Raw genomic sequence first — 17,139 nt, 5'->3', positions numbered from 1 at the left:
TCAGGTCGGGCTTTGCGCTTTTACGCCGCGTTTTTTTTGCTTTAAGAGGTAAAAATTCGCGGGGTAACCGCTGCAATCCCTGCCTATCGGCAGCCAGGCCTAACGCAAATCCATTTTCTAAATCAATTTTATACTATTGGATGCTGATTTTGACCCCGTTGTACAGCTTCCCCTCAGCAGATACTATGTAGTGCTCCTCGGCGGAAAGTCCTGATAACACTTCTACATTATCTCCAAAAGTCCTACCCAACCGCAACCATCGTAAAAGTGCCGTATTGCTCTCACTTACCGTATACACTCCAGACAATTGTCCGTTGTGCACTATGGCATCCAAGGGAATTTGAACGCTATTGGTATTTTCCTTTTTGGCTATGGGAAACTGAACTGTGGCATACATGCCAGAGAGAAGATTGGTTTCCGACTTGTCTAACAACACTTTTACCATATACTGTCCACCGGTATTTTTGGCCGAAGTACTTATTTCCGCCACTTTTCCCTTTATAGATTCATTAAGCGTTTTAATTAAAACATCAACTTCCGCATCTGCCTTGATCTGTAGAATTTCAGATTCCGGTACCATGGCCAATACTTGAAAATTACCTGGACTTTCCATTTCCAATAAGGGCATCCCTGGGTTTGCCATATCGCCTACGTTGATGGCCTTGTTGGTAATAACCCCATTAAAGGGTGCCCGTATATTGATATAGGAAAATTGGGAATTTACCTCGTTTTTCATTTGTTTGGCAGATTCCAATCGCGCTTTGGCCATGTTATATTGGGTAGTGATATCATCCAATTCCTTTTGAGAAGCACTGTTCTCCCCAAATAGAACGCTAAACCTTTGGTAATTCTTTTCGGCATTGTCAAAAGCAGCTGTTGCTTCGTTGATCCCAGCATTAACCTGAGCCAATTTGGCGGATAGATCTGCATTGTTTAAACTTAATAAGAGTTGGTCCTTTTTAACTTTTTCTCCAACCTGAACATGGATTTTTTCTACGTTTCCCATCATTCTCGTACTTAAATCGGCGCTTTTCACCGCTTCTATTTTTCCACTGGTAGATAGAAAGGGACTGCTGTTTTTCTGGGCAACGCTACTTATCCTAACAGCGACCACAGGAGAATTATCTGAGGTTGTTTTTTTGGTATCGTTCCCGCAACTGGAAATTGTGATGCCCAAGGTGATTAGTACAGCTATATATAGTCTTGTTTTCATAAGTAGATATTTATTATTCTTTGGTTAAAAATTGAACGTAGAGCAGGGCGTAATTGTGATTGAAAACGGTAGTGAAATAGTCCAATTGCTTTTGGGAATATTGTGTTTCCGCCAGTAATAGATCCGTAGTTTTTTCCAATCCCTGTTTAAAGCGATTAGTGCGTATACGGAGTGATTCTTCAGATTGTTGCAGGGCCAGGGAGGTGAGTCCTAAATTGTTTTTGGCATCCTGGAGCATACGCATGGCCCTGTTCAATTCTACCTGACTTTCAGCCTTATATTGATGGAGTTCCAATTTGGATTTCTCGTATTCCGCCCTGCTTTTTTGTGCTTTCCCAATCCGTTTACTGCCTTCAAATAGCGTCCATTTTAGCTCCGCGCCAAACAAGTATCCATTGGCATCGCCCTGAAAAATTTGATCGTCGTGAAGTTCATAGGTTCCAAAGGCATTTAAACTGGGCAGGAAACTCATTTTATCTGCCCTATACATTTGTTGGTACGCCTCGCTGGCCAAGGCCATGGCCTGGAGATCTTTTCTGTTATCGGGCAATCCTTCCACAACAAAATCATTAACCATAAGGGTCAGGGAATCTATGGGTTGAAAAGTGGCATAGTCAGTATCGTTCATTAATACCGATAGGTAATTGGAGGTATTGTGAATATTGCTCTTGGCGTATTGTAATTGGTTGTTTATTTCGGTAACCCTTACCGCTACAGCCAATACATCCGATTTTTGTAGATATCCCTGTTTAAAACTATTGTCGGCCAAGCGTTTGTTTTCCAAGGTCGCTTTTTGTACCCCTTCAAGTACCGCTACGGTTTTGTAGGCCAATTGTAATTGCATATAGGCCTTTTCTACCTCTAGGTTGATAAAATCGACCGTACGTTCAGAATTTAATTCGGTGGCGTTCCATTTTGCCTTGGCTGCCTTGCGTTGAAATATTCCGTCCAAATTTAATAAGGGCTGTTGTACCTGAATACGCGTGGCGTAATCCTCAATCTGCCTGGGATTGTTCAATAAGTAGGGATCAAAATCAGCCTGTGTCAAAATTTCCTGATTTAGTTTAACGCCAAAGGCCATCAAAGGATTGGTAGTGGCAATACCGGTATGGGAGATTCCTATATTGGGCAATATCACCGCATTGGTCTGATTAAAATCACCTTTAGCGGCCAGAACATCTTGCTGGGATATTTTTAGCGTATTGTTGTTTTCTTTTACCCTGGAAAGCACCTCTTCTTTGGTAATCAACACGGTTTGCTGCGCGCTTCCCAAAAAAATAGATCCTAAAAAGGATAGTATATAAATGATATTCTTCATCGCTCTCATTATTTAAGACAAATTTAAGGGGATAATAAAGATCGTACGGTAACATATGTTACCAAGCAAAGAGTTGTACTTGCACAGAAGAAGTTTATTGTGCTTTATAGAATATGACTTGGGGTTAGTGTACTCACTAAGTGAGATTTGAACGGTCCGACGCTTGAGTCGGAATGTTATCGGTAGTTTCCGTCCGATGACTCATGGGCTTACCCTGAGGTAATGGATTATATTGAAGCCTCCTAGGTCCAGTCTACGACTAAAGGTTATCTCTTACTTAGTTCACTTTCTTATAACTGACTACAGCCAACGCATTCATGGTAATGGCGAACAGTAATGTTTTTAAAACCTGGGGGTAAATATCTGAAAGACCGGCTCCTTTTAGCATCACCATCCTCATTACCTCCACATAATATTTAATGGGATTAAATTCCGTTACCCACTGCGCCCATTGTGGCATACTTTCGATGGGTGTGAACAAGCCGCTCATTAAAATAAAAATGACCATAAAAAACCAAGCTATAAACATGGCCTGTTGCTGGGTGTCCGTAAAATTGGAAATAAAGAGGCCCATCCCCAAAATCACCAAAATGTAAATAGTGGTATAGAAATATAATAAGGTTAGACTGCCCACTATAGGAACCTGAAACAGTAATTTAGAGATGATCAACCCCACCGTCAATAATACCATCCCCAACACTAGAAATGGAAATAATTTTCCGATGATGAATTGGTGTTTTTTTATGGGGGTTACGTTAATTTGCTCTAAAGTCCCGATTTCCTTTTCCCTTACGATGTTCATTCCGGAAAGAAATAACGTAATCATTGTTACTAAGAGCACCAGTATTCCAGGGACCATAAAGGTTTTGTAGTTTAAGGTCTCGTTGTACCAAAAAGACGGGATGGTCTCTATGTTTTGGGGGAGGTTTCCAAGGTCTGAAGAAACAAATGATTGTACTTGGACCCCACGATTAAATTGCTGTACAATCTGATTGATGTATACATTTTCCACTCCAGCCGCAGCACCATCAATGGCGTTGATACTAACGGAAAGATCTGCTTTTTTATTTTTGACCAGCTCTCGTTCAAAGTGTGAAGGAATTTCTAAGATCACATCTACCTTACCCTCCAGCATGGCTTTATTGGCCAATTTTGACGATGGAAAGTTGGACACTACGTCAAAATAAGTAGAAGCATCAAACTTTTCTACCAATTCTCTGGAAATAGAGGAATTATCATTATCGATATAGGCGAACTTTATATTTTTTACATCAAAAGTAGCCGCATTGGAGAGAATAATCAATTGAACCAGTGGCAGAACGAAGATAATAGGGAGCATCGCCTTATTTCTAAAGATCTGTTTAAATTCCTTTTGGATGATATAACGGATAATGTTCATATTTTTTTCTAGTACAAAGTAGTTAGATTAGTTGTAATCATTAACAAATATTAATTGCCTTTAAAGGCGATATTTTTTTGAGCCATAAATCATCAACTTTTACTCACCTGCCCACTGCTACCGCCTACTTTTTTTATTCCAATCGAATCTTATATTTTTTTACGCTAACGGTAATAAAAAATATAGTCATCCCGATCAATATCAAGGTTTCCTTCCACACAAAGGCAAGTCCCACACCTTTAAGCATAATGCCTTTTATAATGATGATAAACCATTTGGCGGGAATTATATTACTGATCAGTTGTAAGGGCATAGGCATACTGGAGATGGGAAAAATAAAGCCCGATAATAATATTACCGGGAGCATTAATCCCATTAACGAAATCATCATGGCCGTTTGCTGGGTGGTAGAGATGGTAGATATTAAAATCCCGAGAGACAGCGCATTTATGATAAACAAGGTGCTTTCCGCTCCTAATAATAACAAGCTTCCCTGTACGGGCATTTTAAAGACAAAGATGCTTAACAGTATAATCACCACGGCATTGATGATCGACAATAAAATGTAGGGAATTACCTTACCCACAATGACTTGGAAGGGCTTTAAGGGCGATACTAATAATATTTCCATAGTGCCCAACTCTTTTTCCCTAGTAATGGAGATGGAGGTCATCATGGCCGAAACCAACATTAATATTATGGTCATGACGCCAGGTACAAACATAAAGACACTTTTTAGTTCCGGATTAAAGACCATTCTTGTTTTGGGAACTATTTGATAAGGGAGGTTTATTCCCTTATTTGTCTCTTGTTGGTAATTTTGGAGAATGGCCCCCACAAAATTACTTATGGTATTGGCGGTGTTGGGGTCTGTAGCATCAGTAAGGATCTGGACCTTGGCTACTTTTTGAGTGACCATGTTTTTACTAAAGTCCTTTTCAAAATTTAGAACCGCTTTTATTTTTCCCTTTTTAAACGCTACCGGAATTTCTGCTTCACTGTTTAAATAGGCCTTAACGCTAAAGTACTGTGATGCTGCTATTTTGTTAATGATTTTCTTGGTGTTGGTATCCTTTGAATGGTCCAATATGGCGATATCCACATTATTGATCTCGTTGGTTATGGCAAAACCAAAGAGCATAACCTGAACTATAGGCATCCCAAACAGGATAAACAGCGATCGCCTATCCCGTAGAATATGGTAAAATTCCTTTCTGATGAATCCTATAAATCTGTTCATTTCATTTGAACTTTATATTTGATTAGATATGAGTATTGGGATGAGGATCGGCAACCCAATGTACAGCTTTGCCCTTTCTCTTTTTTCAGAATCCCAAATAGTGCTCGCATAACTCTTTGATGTTTAATTTATTAACTAGCTACCCGTCGATCATTGATTAATCAACATTCCTAGCCAATTTTAGGAACACTTTGTTCATTGAATCCACTTGATACTGTTCTTTCAGGTTCTTCGGGGTATCCAACGCTTCTATCTTTCCGGCTACCATAATGGAGACGCGGTCACAATATTCTGCCTCGTCCATATAATGGGTGGTTACAAAAATGGTAACTCCCCTATTTGCTTCCCTATAGATCATTTCCCAAAACTGGCGCCTTGTAATGGGGTCTACACCTCCTGTAGGTTCATCCAAAAAGATGATTTTCGGGTTGTGGAGCAGGGCAACGGAAAAGGCTACCTTTTGTTTCCACCCCAAAGGGAGGGACCCTACTAGGAAGTCGGCCATTTTTCCTAATCCCAATTCGTCTATCAACGCTTTGGATTTTGCCCTTATGGTAGAAGCTGTTAGGCCATATATGCCGCCAAAAAAGGTGATGTTTTCCTTAATGGTCAGGTCATTGTAAAGAGAAAATCGCTGGCTCATATACCCAATATTCATTTTCACTTGCTCAGCATGGGTAAGCACATCAAATCCGGCGACATTTGCATGCCCTTGGGTGGGTTTAGAGATGCCGATCAACATTTTCATTGCAGTCGTTTTCCCTGCTCCATTGGCACCTAAAAACCCAAAGACTTCCCCTTTGCCCACTTCAAATGTTAGCTTGTCTACAGCTGTGAAATCGCCAAAAGTTTTGGTGAGGTTTTTAACGGTTATAATGTTTTCTTTGTTCATCTGCTGCTTATCGGGTTGGTTTTATCAAGATGTAAAACCTAATATTTTTTTTATTTGGTCAGTTCCATAAACGAATCCTCAATGGTGGCCGCGGTTTCTGAAACTTCAATTTGAGCGTGATTTTTTTCCTCTAAAAATTGAATCAGCTCATCTCCTTGAAAATTATCCTTATTACTGGTAAAATGCATGTATTCCCCAAACGGATAGGCACTATGAGTATTTTGATATGTTTTTAGATCTTGGATCAGACGGTAGGTTTCCTTGGTTCGTACCTTAAATATTTTCTTGGGAAACGCTGCAATGATTGCTTGGGGTGTGTTGATCTGCAGTATTTTACCTTCGGTGATTAAGGCTATCCTATCGCACAGTTCAGCCTCATCCATATAAGGAGTAGATACCAAAATTGTGATGCCTTTCTGTTGTAAGCGTTTTAGCATTTCCCAAAATTCTTTTCGGGAAACAGGGTCTACTCCGGTAGTGGGTTCATCTAGAAACAATACCTTAGGTTTATGGATAAGCGCACAAGAGAGGGCCAGCTTTTGTTTCATCCCACCAGATAATTTCCCAGCTCTCCGATTCTTGAAGGGTTCTATTTGAACATAAATATCCTTTATCAAGTCGTAGTTTTCCGCTATGGTGGTCCCGAAAATGGTAGCGAAAAAATTAAGGTTCTCTTCTACGGTTAAGTCTTGGTAGAGGGAAAACCTACCGGGCATATAACCCACATGTTTCCTAATATCCTTATACTGTTTTACTACATCGTAGCCCGCAACAGAGGCATTGCCCTCATCCTGGATCAAGAGGGTGGTCAATATTCTGAAAAGGGTGGTCTTTCCCGCCCCGTCTGGACCGATCAGTCCAAACAATTCCCCGGGTTTCACCTCAAAGGAGATGTCCTCTAAGGCTTTTACCTTTTTGTAGGATTTACTGATATTGTTTAGGATAATACCCATGTTATTTAGGTGTTGCTCTGTTGTTCAATAGAAATTAAAACAATCCATCACTTAAAATAGGTGTAATACCCTTCTAAATGATCACTGATATTATTTTTGATTGTTACTCCCTCATCTGTCGTGGCCGTTTTTTGCAACAATTCAATTTTTTCGATCAAGGGGTGCAGAAAAACATGGAGATTATCATGTGATGCTCCGGTCATAGTGCATTCTTTAACTAGGGTGTTTTTTACTTCGTTTAAAGCATTGCCCAAGCGCTTGTAATCTTCCGTAGAGGTAGTCTTGGATTCTGAAATCAGTTTAGACATGGCCGCTACCCCGGTTGTAGTTTCTAGATTTGCTTCCCATTTAATTCCATTGTTGAGTGCAATCTCTGATACCCAATCATTATTTAAATGTAGATCTTGGTTTGTCTCCATAGTTGTGATCTGGGTCTCTGCTGATTTTGGGGACTCCTTTACCGCTTGCTTACAGTTAATAAGGCTTAGGGAAAGCAATAGTAAGAAGGTGATTTTTGTTTTCATGGTGTATTTATTTTATTTGTTACGAATAGTTTTTGGTTTTTTTAGGAGTATCAGGAGGAGTATTACCGCCCATACAACTATCCTAAAGACCATTGCCTTTATACTTTCTACAGCTACCCTGTCATCAAAAAAGAATAAATAGAAAAAGATGATAAGGTTTAGGAAGAGGATGCTTTTAATTATTAAATTTGATTTTGCATGTTGCTTGCCAATTAGGTAAGCGGCAATTAGAGACAGGATTCCAAGGACCACGTTAATGATCACCAACCAATCCAGTACCGTATAATCTACAGATCGTAGCCCTAATAGCACCATGGAGCCCGAGAAAACGGATAGGAGACCGACCAAGCCGGCCAGTATTGAGGCTATGATCCGTGATGTTTTCATTCTTTTTCTGTTGTTGTGGAAATCCACATTTCTGCAGGCATTCCAATTTTTAAATTCCCATCATTTTTAACATTGATCTTCACGGCATAGACCAAGTTTACTCGTTCTTCTTTGGTTTGAATGATTTTGGGTGTAAACTCTGCTGTTTCCGAGACCCAGGTAATCTTCCCAGAGTAGGATTGCATTGCTTCGCCAGCATCAATTTTCACCCTTACTTCCTGACCGATATGAATGTTTGCCAATTGGTTTTCACTGATATAGACCCTTAATGTCATCTGGTCCAGATCGGCTATCTTATAAAGTGGTCTTCCAAAGGTGGTGATTTCATGGGGTTCGGCATACTTCACCAGAACTGTACCTTTTACTGGGTTGGTAATGATGCTCTTTTGTAGCTGATCTTCTATTTGTTGTATTTGGATTTCAATGCCTTTCACCTCATTTACAATTGGTAAGTTTTGCGATTCTACACTTCTTATCTGTTGTTTAAGGATGTCCAGTTGCCCATTGATGTCGTCTAGTTGCTTTTGTGTTCCTGCATTTTCCTTGATCAGGCTTTCAATCCTGTTTTTGTCGTGTTGAGCAATTTTTAATTGTTCCCTAAGGACATCGCGTTGCGAGAGGACATTTCTTGATTTTGAGAAGATGGTATTCTTGGAGGCCATTAATTGCTCTTTCTTTAAGGAGAGCTGCACGGTATCTATTACGCCTACTATTGCATTTAGGTCTAATACGGCCCCTTCTTCTACTTGGAAGGATAAAAGTTTTCCATTGGCCTCTGCAGATACGGTGGTTTCCGTGGCTTCAAAATTGCCGTAACCATCGGCCTTGTCTCCGGTGCCATTGCAAGACCATAAAAGGACTATTAAAAGAGGTATTGTAACTTTTTGTAATCGTTTCATTTTGTCAGGTATAGGTTAGAATCTTGTTTTAGAATAAGTTCCATCTGTAATTTGGTATTGAATTTGATTCAATAGCAATTGCGTTTTATGCAGGTTTAGATTGCTTTTTGCTTCATAGAGGTTGGTGAATTCGGTGATATAAGCCGATGAGGTGATTACCCCGTTCTTTAACAGCGATTCTGACGTTTTCAGGATGTCTTCCCTTAGGGCGATTATATCATTGTCCGTCGTGATCAGGGCTTCAATTTTTTGTATTTCGGAGTGTATCTTTACCAGCTCCATCGTGTTGTTTAACTCAAAAGTCTCTTTTTGACTGTTGATTAACTCCTTATTTATTTCAAGGGATTGTTTTTCGACCTTGGTCGTGTTCCAGTCGAATAAATTCCAGTTTAGTTTTAATCCCGCCATATAGAAGGTGTTAAAGGAATTGTCCAACATGTTTAAACCTGGGTTTCCATAACCGCCCTGCGCAAAGGCATTTAGTTTTGGGAGTTTGGACTTGGATATCAGTTTAGAAGAATGGTCTATTTGTGCTGTTTGTAGCGCAAAAAGCTCTAATTCGGGTCGTTTTGATCCTGAGTTTGCCATGAAAATCGCTGGCCGTTCTAATGTTACTTCTTTGGTCAATTCTTTTCCGATCAATATGGACAAGCGTTGTACCATATCCCATTTAGTGAAATCGAGTTCTGTAAATTGTTGTCGTATTTTTAATCGTTCCGCTTCCAGTACCTGTTCAGAGGAGGCCAATAAGATGCCATAGGTGACACCTGCCTTTACTTCCTGGATCTTGGCCATAATTTGTTTCTCTTTGGCGAGAAGCAAATCGCGATTTTCCTGAAGTAACAGAACGGAAAGGTACAATTGGTTTACCTGATTTTTAAGGGCGTATAAACTAACCTCTAGCTGTTGTTGACTTACTTTAGAGGTGGCTTCGTTTAGTTTGGATTTGGCATCGATCAGGCCACCGTTGTAAATAGTCTGGTTTACATCCAAGGTGGCCCTGTATTGGTCCTTATTGGGAGGAGTGATAGTTGCATTCGGGATTTGAATGGGAAGCATGGTTACGTCGGATTGATACGTAGCTTGGGCATTGAGGTCCAATTGGGGCAGCTTGCCTTTTTGGATCGCCTCTTTATCCAAGTGGGACTGGTTTTCCAAAAGACCCGATTGCTTTGCCAAAGGATAATTTTGGGAAACCAGATAAAAACACTCCTCTAGGCTAAGCTGCTGCTGAGCTGTGATCAAAAGCGGGAAAACGAGGGCTATGGTCAAAATTAGTCGTTTCATCTTATGTGTTTTTTTTATCCTGGTTTATAGGCTTTTATATGGATGGGTTAGTTTCATTGTTTTTTATAGAATCGATAATAAGTTTGGGAATTAATCTCTTCCGTTCTTCCATCATTAGGTTAAAATCGGTTTCCTCCACATTTAAAATCCCTTTCACCAACCCTGTCGCGGCAAATGAAAATGCAGTTAAGGAAAACAGGTTTAATAGCAACTGTTTTGGATCTATAGGTTTTATAATCCCTTGTTCTACTTCCCTGGCTATCTGTTTTTCGAAGTGCTCAGGGTTAGGTGCCCCATGAGTTTGAAAGAAGGAATTGGCAAATGCTGGGTTGTTGTTTATTTCTTGGATCAAAAAGGACGGGAGATAGGGATTGTCCTGAACGAAGGTTATATAGCGATCCACAAAATTTTCAATTTTTTCAAATACGGGAGCTTCAGCATTAAAAATGGCGCTGATATGTGGAGCAAATTTGTTGAAGGCTTGCTGAAAAACTGCCTCGAATAATTTGTGCTTACTCTTATAATAATAGTGCAACATGGCCTTGTTGATCTTTGCTTCATCCGCTATTTCCTGCATGCGCGCTCCGGCCATGCCTTTCCGTTGGAATACGGTTATGGCGGCATTTAAAATATTCAGTTCTGTATTTTTATCTTTCATCAACTAAACGGTTTAACCATATGGTTAACAAATATAGAAATTTTTTTTGATTGTTTCCAAATCAGACGGATATAATTGTATTTATCTCCCTTATTTATAGGTTGTTATAATTGGGAAAGGAGCTATTTAATGATAGGAGAGAATAGTTTTAAGCTCCAATCTATACCAGTATTTCTTTTATTTGATTCTTCCTGTGGCACAGCTAAAGAAAGATTTAGCCTTATCGGCCAATCCATTTTTTGTATCCACTGCCGGATATCCCAAAGCCTTTAATTTATCCGTTACCCCTTGGATACCCATATTGTTTTCGGCTTCAAATGAAACCGTCCCAGAGGATACATCCACCGATACGTTGGTGATATTTTCCAGTTCCGATAATTTGGAAGTTATGGTATTGGCACATCCGCCACATTTTATGTTTTGTACTTTAATAGCTGATATCATGTGCTAAAGTTTAATATGGAAATTGTTTGTTTGGTTTATAAATTAAACCGTGCCAACTGCTACTGCTTTTTGTGTACTATTACTAGTTTTACTTCCATTGCATATACCCACCTTTCAGATCATAAATCTTTTCAAAGCCCATTCCTATTAATTTGTTAGCGGCTTTTCTACTCCTGGCGCCAGAACGGCAATATAGATATATTGGTTTCTCTTTGTCCATTTTCGCAAATGATTTGGTGAAATTATCAGAATTAAAAAAGTCTATATTGACTGCCTTAGAAATATGTCCGTCCAGAAATTCGTTTTTGGTCCTTACATCCACCAATTGTACTTTTTTCCCAGAGATGGCCTCTGAGTAAGCTGCCGCATTCAGGATTTCTATTTTGTCTGATGCTACTTTGTTTGATCCGAATAGTTTTGCTAAAAATGACATATTTATTTCTTTTTTGGGTGAAGGTCAGCGTAGAAAAAGGCGCTCATTTTATGGAAATGACCGCCTTTTGAACAACCGACCAAAAATATTTTTAAGTCCTACAAATTTAATCCATGTTTTATGAATTGGAGGTAACCATTGTTACATATCCTTTTGGAAAACACAAAGGTTCTGTATTACATGAGTTTTGTTTGCCTTGGAGTAATTGACCAATAGTTAGGATGAAAATCACTATCATTTTTGTTTAGGGCTAGAGGGTGTTGGTGCGTCAGGTGTTATTGTTAAAATGCTGATTATCAGAGTATTATTTCTATTATTGCTCATTTGTCCATATTTTTGTACTTTTGCAGTTCGAAAGATTTAAGGGTTCTCAATTTTAACCGATTCTGATAGTAGTCGTAGGAGTCCTTTTGATTTTTCGAATAGTAATGACGACAGCACAGAAGCCAATGACCTAGTTTTAGTAAAAACAAGGCTTCTTCCGCCCGAAAGTTCCAAGATTGGGTGGCAGCAAAAAGTAATATTAAGCAGCGTTTTGCTTGCATAGGTGATCTACTCCTGTCTTTAGGGGGAAGATTTTTATGGGATCATGCGAATGCTTTGTTTGGAATTGGAAAACAAATGAGAGATATATGAAGAAAAGAATTGGGATTATTGGGGCTGGACCTAGTGGTTTGGCGCAATTAAGGGCATTTGATTCCCTAGAAAAGGAAGGAAAGGAAATTCCTGAAATAGTTTGTTTTGAAAAACAAGGTGACTGGGGCGGACTTTGGAATTATACTTGGCGTACCGGAGTTGGAAGGTATGGAGAACCTATTCATGGCAGTATGTACAAATACCTATGGTCCAATGGTCCTAAAGAATGTTTGGAATTTTCCGATTACAGTTTCGATGAGCATTTTGGAAAACCTATTTCGTCCTATCCCCCAAGACCAGTTTTGTTCGATTATATCCAAGGCAGAGTGAAGAAAAGTGGGGTTCGGAAGCATATTCGCTTCAATACAGCTGCCCGTTGGGTATCTTTTGATGAGGAAACTCAGCAGTTTTCAGTTATTTTGGACGATTTGGTAAACGATAGAACCTATACGGAGATCTTTGATTACCTAATAGTAGCCAGCGGACATTATTCAACTCCCAATATGCCCTATTTTAAAGGTTTGGAAGATTTCCCAGGTGCCGTTATGCATGCCCACGATTTTAGAGGAGCAGATCAATTTGTGGATAAAAATGTCCTTTTAGTGGGAAGTAGTTATTCGGCAGAGGATATAGGGGTGCAATGTCATAAGCATGGTGCCAATTCCGTAACCCTTAGCTACCGCAGTACGCCTATAGGTGTAAATTGGCCAGAAGGAATAAAGGAAGTTCCCTTGCTTGTAAATTTTGATGGAGACCTCGCACATTTTAGCGATGGTAGTCAGGAACGTTTTGATGCTGTAATTATGTGTACCGGGTATCAGCATAAATTTCCTTTTCTGCCCGATGAAATGAGATTGAAGACCCCTAACTGTCTATTTCCCGATCATTTATATAAAGGAATTGTCTTTAATGATCTTCCTAAATTAATGTACCTGGGAATGCAAGATCAATATTATACATTTAATATGTTCGATGCTCAGGCGTGGGTAGCTAGGGATATAATCCTAGGCAATCTTACTGTTCCTGAAAAGTCGGTTCGTACAAAAGATATGGAAACGTGGTTGGATAGGTCTCTTGCCAATAAGACACATGACGATGAAATAGATTTTCAGACCGATTACATTAGAGACCTTATAAGTATGACCGATTATCCTGAATTTGATCTTGATACGGTTGCCGCCCATTTTAAACAATGGTTAAAGGATAAGGATAATAATATCCTAAAATATAGAGATGCAACTTTTCCATCGGTAATGACAGGGACTATGGCCGAAAACCATCACACCGAATGGATGGATGAGATGGATGATAGTTTTGAGCGCTATTTTTCCGAATCGGAAGAAACACCCGAAGAATCCCTAGAAAATAAAGTCTTAATGTCAAAATAAGAGTACTTATAACGTAATAACGTCCTAAATCGGTTTACTGTTTTAGGGCGTTTTTTTATGCTTTATTTTTAGGGGCTGATACTGTAAAAATGTTTTGGTCGTTTCTTTGTTCAGCGGTTTGGCCCTTGGACAGATGCGGTATGCTACGGCATTTTTTTAATTTTTTTATTCAAAAAAATCACCCGACTTGGCTAGGGCCTGTCAGGTGGAGTTGTTATATTTAACTTGCACTATTAGAAGAATGTAATTTTGGTTTAATCCTATAACCGGGTTTTAACAGGTGGCAGGAGAATTCTACATAGGGGTTACTGTTAAGAAGGTAGAATTCGGCAATGCCGTATTTTTAACGTACCTACAAAGGCCTAAGTGCGATAAAAAGGAATACCAATACAATCAATTAGTGATAAATGACCTATAGCAACTTACTCATAACCGCAGAAAAGGCAGAAAAGATAGCCTTGGAGCTTTTTAATGTTGAAGGGGCCGCAAAATCTCTTCCTGGGGAAATCGATTTTAATTTTAAGATCGATGCAGGGGATGGTAAGGCCTATATCCTAAAAGTATCGCGCCCTGGAGAAGATGAGAATTATCTCGATTTTCAACAGCAATTACTGCAATACGCCGCTAAACATGGAAAGGATATTATTTCACCAAGAGTCATTGCCGATATGGAGGGGAATCCGATTTCAGAAATTAAGGACGATTTTGACCAGATGCGGAAAGTGCGACTCTTGTCTTGGGTATCTGGAAGGGTATGGAGTGCCGTAAATCCGCAATTAGACAATTTACGGTATAGTCTAGGGGAACATTGCGGCAGGCTTACCCATGCCTTGCAGGGGTTTAATCATCCCGAGGCGCATCGCGAATTTGTTTGGGATGTGGCCCAAGGCCATTGGACCACCGCTCACCTGCACCTTTTTAAAGGCGATGAAAAAGAGATCGTTTCCTTTTTTCAGGCACTCTTTCTGCAAGCTCAACCCAGTTATTCCCAACTAAGAAAGGCTGTGGTACACAATGATGCCAATGATAATAATGTGATCGTTTCCAAAGATTTGGTGAACCCTAAGGTGGTTTCGGCAATCGATTTTGGGGATGCCGTTTATACCCAGATCATCAACGATCTGGCCATTGCCAGCGCCTATACCATTATGTACCACAACGATCCCTTGGAAGCGGCATTGCCTATTGTACAAGGCTACCATAGGGCTTTTGCCTTAAAGGAAGAAGAGTTGGAGCATTTATATATGGCCATCGCGATGCGATTGGTAATATCGGTGACTAAATCTGCCCTCAATAAAATAGCGGAACCAGACAATACTTATCTGTTAATCAGTGAAAAACCAGCTTGGGAGGTGTTGCGAAAATGGCGCCAAATCAATATCGAATTTGCCCATTTTAGTTTTAGGGAGGCTTGTGGGTATACCGCCCATCCCCATCAAGAAAAATTTTCCCTATGGGCCCAAAAGAATACATTTTCCTTAGCAAAGCTATTTCCTAGTATCGGGCAGGACGAAATTCAGGGTATAGACCTAAGTGTTTCCAGTGCCTGGATTGGCCATGAAAAGGATTTTAACGACCTAGATTATTTTCAATATAAAATCAACAAATTACAGGGAGAGCATCCTGCTAAAATATTGGCCGGAGGATATTTAGAACCTCGACCTATTTATACTACATCGTCCTATGATAAAATTGGGAACAAGGGCCGTGAGAGTCGCTCCATACACTTAGGGGTCGATTTCTGGTTGCCTGCTACTACGCCTGTACATGCTTTATTAGAGGGGGAAGTGGTAGTGGCCGTAAACGATACGGGAGATAAGGAATATGGGGGACTGGTAATTCTAAAACATAAGGAAGCCAGATTGGAGTTCTATTCCCTTTATGGGCATCTCTCCGTAGATAGTGCAACTAAGCATAAGATAGGTGATCAAATAGTATCGGGGCAGTTGATTGGAGTATTGGGAGAGGCACAGGAAAACGGAAATTGGGTACCACATCTACATTTTCAAGTGATGCTTTCCTTGTTGGACTATACCGACGATTATCCGGGTGTAGCCTATTTCAATCAACGTGCCGTTTGGGCAAGTATTTGTCCCGATCCCAATCTCTTGTTTAAATCAGCTACATTGGGGAAGGATACTGAGGTGTCCAATGCAGATATCATCGCCTATAGAAAACAACATTTGGGTAAAAGTTTAAGCCTTCAGTATAAAGTGCCTATAAAAATGGTGCGGGGAGCTGGACAATACCTGATGGATCAATACGGGCGGAAATACTTGGATACCGTAAACAATGTGGCCCACGTGGGCCACGAACATCCTTCAGTGGTAACGGCAGGGCAGGAGCAGATGGCCTTGATCAATACCAATAGTCGCTATTTACATGAAAACATCAACGAACTCGCCAAGGAATTGTTAGCGACTTTGCCTCCAGAATTGAGTGTGCTCCATTTTGTAAATTCGGGAAGTGAGGCCAATGAATTAGCCATTCGTATGGTGAAAGCCGCTACCGGACAACGGGATATTATTGCCTCAGAGGTGGGGTACCACGGCAATTCCAATATGTGTATCGATATCAGTTCCTATAAATTTGATGGAAAGGGTGGACAGGGTGCTCCAGAACACACCCATATCTTTCCACTTCCCGATGCCTTTAGGGGTAAATATAGAGGTAATAATTCCTCAGGGAAATATGCTGGGGAGGTTAAAAAACAACTCGAAAAAATTTGCGCTAAGGGCAGGAATGTGGGTGCCTTTATTATAGAGCCAATCATCAGTTGTGGCGGACAGATAGAATTGCCGGAAGGATTTTTAAAAGAGGCTTACCAAATAGTAAGAGAAGCCGGGGGCCTTTGTATTTCCGATGAGGTTCAGGTGGGATGCGGCCGTATGGGGAAGACCTTTTGGGGCTTTCAATTGCACGATGTAGTTCCTGATATAGTGACCATAGGGAAGCCTATAGGCAATGGACATCCTCTTGCGGCGGTAGCCTGCACCCCGGAAGTAGCCGAAAAATTTGCCAATGGGATGGAGTATTTTAACACCTTTGGGGGCAACCCGGTTTCCTGTGCCATTGGCGCCGAAGTGCTAAAAGTGGTCAAGCGTGAAAAACTACAGGAACATGCCTATAGGATAGGGGAGTTTTTAAAAGTGGAATTGAGGAAATTAGCAGCAGAGTATCCAATTATCGGCGATGTAAGAGGGCAAGGACTGTTCTTGGGAATAGAATTGGTAAATGATGCCGTGGAACCCTTGGCAGAACAGACCGATTATTTGGCCAATAGAATGAAAGAACACGGGATTTTAATGAGTACGGATGGTCCCGATCACAACGTGCTTAAAATTAAGCCCCCCATGGTGTTTACCCAAGAAAATGCGGAAGAATTAGTGTACTATCTAAGAAAAATTTTGGCAGAAGACTTTATGAAATTGTAACTGATTGTACATAATTAATCTTATAAACAGTATC

Annotated in this window: 15 protein-coding genes; 2 read left to right on the top strand and 13 right to left on the bottom strand. The window is 40.2% G+C overall.

Features of this window, described 5'->3' with window-relative positions; translation table 11 throughout:
- Positions 1–133: 133 nt before the first annotated feature.
- The 13 genes from KCTC52924_RS05150 to KCTC52924_RS05090 all read right to left on the bottom strand — a co-directional run bounded on the left by KCTC52924_RS05150 (position 134) and on the right by KCTC52924_RS05090 (position 11,647).
- Entirely contained in the window at positions 134–1,213 is a 1,080-nt protein-coding gene (locus tag KCTC52924_RS05150) for an efflux RND transporter periplasmic adaptor subunit (RefSeq protein WP_251806846.1), read from the bottom strand.
- A gap of 13 nt (positions 1,214–1,226) precedes the next feature.
- A complete protein-coding gene (locus tag KCTC52924_RS05145; RefSeq protein ID WP_251806847.1) occupies positions 1,227–2,531 on the bottom strand; it encodes a TolC family protein in 1,305 nt (434 codons plus the stop codon).
- A gap of 277 nt (positions 2,532–2,808) precedes the next feature.
- Positions 2,809–3,930: an ABC transporter permease gene (locus KCTC52924_RS05140; protein WP_251806848.1), complete on the bottom strand. Its 1,122-nt coding sequence runs from the start codon at positions 3,928–3,930 to the stop codon at positions 2,809–2,811.
- A 133-nt stretch (positions 3,931–4,063) separates the two neighbouring features.
- On the bottom strand, positions 4,064–5,170 hold the full coding sequence (locus KCTC52924_RS05135) for an ABC transporter permease (RefSeq protein WP_251806849.1): 1,107 nt from the start codon (positions 5,168–5,170) through the stop codon (positions 4,064–4,066).
- A 157-nt stretch (positions 5,171–5,327) separates the two neighbouring features.
- Positions 5,328–6,062 (bottom strand): ABC transporter ATP-binding protein, encoded by a 735-nt coding sequence (locus tag KCTC52924_RS05130; protein ID WP_251806850.1) that lies wholly within the window; start codon positions 6,060–6,062, stop codon positions 5,328–5,330.
- A gap of 50 nt (positions 6,063–6,112) precedes the next feature.
- On the bottom strand, positions 6,113–7,015 hold the full coding sequence (locus KCTC52924_RS05125) for an ABC transporter ATP-binding protein (RefSeq protein WP_251806851.1): 903 nt from the start codon (positions 7,013–7,015) through the stop codon (positions 6,113–6,115).
- Positions 7,016–7,062: 47 nt separating this feature from the next.
- Positions 7,063–7,539, bottom strand: coding sequence for a hypothetical protein (locus tag KCTC52924_RS05120; protein ID WP_251806852.1), 477 nt, complete (start codon positions 7,537–7,539; stop codon positions 7,063–7,065).
- Positions 7,540–7,551: 12 nt separating this feature from the next.
- Complete coding sequence (locus KCTC52924_RS05115; RefSeq protein WP_251806853.1) at positions 7,552–7,926, bottom strand: hypothetical protein; 375 nt, start codon at positions 7,924–7,926, stop codon at positions 7,552–7,554.
- On the bottom strand, positions 7,923–8,825 hold the full coding sequence (locus KCTC52924_RS05110; RefSeq protein WP_251806854.1) for an HlyD family secretion protein: 903 nt from the start codon (positions 8,823–8,825) through the stop codon (positions 7,923–7,925). Before KCTC52924_RS05110 ends, KCTC52924_RS05115 begins: the two co-directional genes overlap by 4 nt.
- 15 nt (positions 8,826–8,840) lie before the next feature.
- The gene (locus tag KCTC52924_RS05105) at positions 8,841–10,112 is read right to left on the bottom strand and encodes a TolC family protein (protein WP_251806855.1); all 1,272 of its coding nucleotides are present in this window, start codon (positions 10,110–10,112) and stop codon (positions 8,841–8,843) included.
- Between the two features lie 34 nt (positions 10,113–10,146).
- Positions 10,147–10,770 (bottom strand): TetR/AcrR family transcriptional regulator, encoded by a 624-nt coding sequence (locus KCTC52924_RS05100; RefSeq protein WP_251806856.1) that lies wholly within the window; start codon positions 10,768–10,770, stop codon positions 10,147–10,149.
- 177 nt (positions 10,771–10,947) lie between these two features.
- The gene (locus KCTC52924_RS05095; protein WP_251806857.1) at positions 10,948–11,214 is read right to left on the bottom strand and encodes a heavy-metal-associated domain-containing protein; all 267 of its coding nucleotides are present in this window, start codon (positions 11,212–11,214) and stop codon (positions 10,948–10,950) included.
- Positions 11,215–11,302: 88 nt separating this feature from the next.
- On the bottom strand, positions 11,303–11,647 hold the full coding sequence (locus tag KCTC52924_RS05090) for a rhodanese-like domain-containing protein (protein WP_251806858.1): 345 nt from the start codon (positions 11,645–11,647) through the stop codon (positions 11,303–11,305).
- Positions 11,648–12,279: 632 nt separating this feature from the next.
- On the opposite strand from KCTC52924_RS05090, the gene KCTC52924_RS05085 reads away from it, so the two are divergent.
- Together KCTC52924_RS05085 and KCTC52924_RS05080 are read left to right on the top strand one after the other, a co-directional pair.
- Positions 12,280–13,671, top strand: coding sequence for an NAD(P)/FAD-dependent oxidoreductase (locus KCTC52924_RS05085; protein WP_251806859.1), 1,392 nt, complete (start codon positions 12,280–12,282; stop codon positions 13,669–13,671).
- 407 nt (positions 13,672–14,078) lie between these two features.
- Positions 14,079–17,105 carry an aminotransferase class III-fold pyridoxal phosphate-dependent enzyme gene (locus tag KCTC52924_RS05080; RefSeq protein ID WP_251806860.1) on the top strand — a complete coding sequence of 1,009 codons (3,027 nt, stop codon included), beginning with the start codon at positions 14,079–14,081 and terminating at the stop codon, positions 17,103–17,105.
- Positions 17,106–17,139 lie beyond the last annotated feature (34 nt).

It is taken from the genome of Arenibacter antarcticus (assembly GCF_041320605.1).
In the GTDB taxonomy this organism is placed as follows: domain Bacteria; phylum Bacteroidota; class Bacteroidia; order Flavobacteriales; family Flavobacteriaceae; genus Arenibacter; species Arenibacter antarcticus.
The sequence above is the reverse complement of the archived record's forward strand: the minus strand, read 5'-3'. Positions and strand labels throughout refer to the sequence as shown.